The sequence below is a fragment of the Paraburkholderia sp. RL17-347-BIC-D genome, assembly GCF_046027915.1.
In the GTDB taxonomy this organism is placed as follows: Bacteria; Pseudomonadota; Gammaproteobacteria; order Burkholderiales; family Burkholderiaceae; genus Paraburkholderia.
Map to the genome: position 1 here is coordinate 1 of NZ_JARESS010000177.1, position 1,298 is coordinate 1,298.

The 1,298-nt window shown below is 59.7% G+C and carries 1 protein-coding gene; it reads right to left on the reverse strand.

Annotated elements, in window-relative coordinates:
• Window positions 1–32: 32 nt before the first annotated feature.
• A partial coding sequence (locus tag P0D96_RS47975) for an amidohydrolase family protein (RefSeq protein ID WP_408321333.1) occupies window positions 33–1,298 on the reverse strand: 1,266 nt, incomplete at its 5' end.

Below are 1,298 nucleotides of genomic sequence, written 5' to 3' on the forward strand. Positions count from 1 at the left end.
GCCCGATCTCGAACACAGCGACAGTCCGGTTGCTAGATGCCGGGTGTTGGGATGAGTCGCTTGCAGTAGACCCCGTCCTTCATCACGACCTTGATGTTGTCGCGATCCTGGAGAAGCTTGATGTTCTCGACCGGATCGCCATCGACAAGCAGCAGGTCAGCGAGGTAACCGTCGCTGACGAGCCCGAGGTTCGGGATGTCCATGATTTCGCCGCCCCATTTTGTAGCCGCCATCAGGGCATCGGCCGGGGTGAAGCCAAGAATGTTGACGAAGTGCTCCAGGTCGCGGGCATTGGTGCCGATCGGGTTCCATGCGAAGCCGTAGTCGCCGCCCGGGAGAATCCGCAGGCCGCGTTTTCTGAGTTCGCCGTACACCTTCGGGCATTGCTCGATCATGGTGAAGAGCTCGCTCTTTTCGACAAACTCTCTGGTAATGCCCCATGGTTCTGCTTCGTAGGCGGTCGCGTAGATTACGCCAATGGCCGGGGCGAGAAACACACTGTCGCGCTTTGCCTCGAGCAGGTCGTACGTCTCGCCCTCAATGAAATCGCAGTGGTAGATCACGCGGAAGTCATACTTCAGGGCAAGCTTCACGGCCGCATCGGCGCGGGCGTGACACGACAGCCAGGCGCCGCGCATATGCGCCTCTTCCGCAGCGGCGGCGACCTCCGCCTCCGTATAGGCCAGGCGGCGGGCGAACCCCGGACGTCCAGCAAACATGTCACCGGAGATGTTGACCTTGATCGTGTCGACGCCCTCGCGAATCAGCGTTCTGACGGTTCGCCGGATTTCTTCGGTGCCGTCGGCAATCAGTTCGAAGCCCTGATGGTTCGTGTGATACTGACGCTCGTCCCCAAGACCACCTGTTGACGTGAGTTCGGGCGAGGCCGCCCGCATGCGCGGCCCCGGGAATTTTCCGGCATCGATGGCATCGCGAATCACCGCCTCGAGGCGGAACTTCGCCGATGCCGCCGAGTACAGGCTGGTGAAGCCCGAGTCCAGCATCAGCTTGACGTTCTGCAGCGTGAGGATTGTATGTTCTTCAAGCGGAATCTGCCCCAGTTCGCCGAACTTCGCCATATTGCTGTAGGTAACGTGCGAGTGGGCTTCGACGAGGCCGGGCATCAGTGTCATGCCTTTCCCGTCGATGATGTCGTAGTAGGATTCGCGCGAAATCCCACCCTTTCCACGAGCCACAGCGCGGATCAGATTGCCTTCGACAAGCGCCTCACCAACGAACGTTGGGGCACCCGTGCCGTCGAAAATCTTCACATTGGTAAAAAGTTGCGGATTCATTTT